This is a genomic window from Ochrobactrum sp. SFR4, from assembly GCF_019730395.1.
Classification (GTDB): Bacteria; Pseudomonadota; Alphaproteobacteria; order Rhizobiales; family Rhizobiaceae; genus Pseudochrobactrum.
In genome coordinates, this window is sequence record NZ_JAAPBB010001451.1 from 1 (window position 1) to 232 (window position 232).

Annotated in this window: 1 protein-coding gene; it reads left to right on the top strand. The window is 52.2% G+C overall.

Features of this window, described 5'->3' with window-relative positions; translation table 11 throughout:
* Positions 1-232, top strand: a 232-nt coding sequence (locus tag HBA93_RS23830; protein ID WP_221724855.1) for an undecaprenyl diphosphate synthase family protein, incomplete at both ends; no start/stop codon positions are given.

Genomic DNA, 232 nt, shown 5'->3' on the forward strand with positions numbered 1-232 from the left:
GAATTCCTGACACTCTTTGCATTTTCATCTGAAAACTGGACAAGGCCGACCTCTGAAGTCACAGAGCTGATGGGCTTGCTGAAGCTGTTCATCCGTCGTGATCTGAGCAAACTTCACAGTCAGAATGTGCGTGTGCGCATCATCGGCTCGCGTGAAGATCTGGCTTCCGACATTTGCAGTCTTCTGAAAGAGGCGGAAACCCGAACCGCTGCCAATACCGGGCTGACCCTTG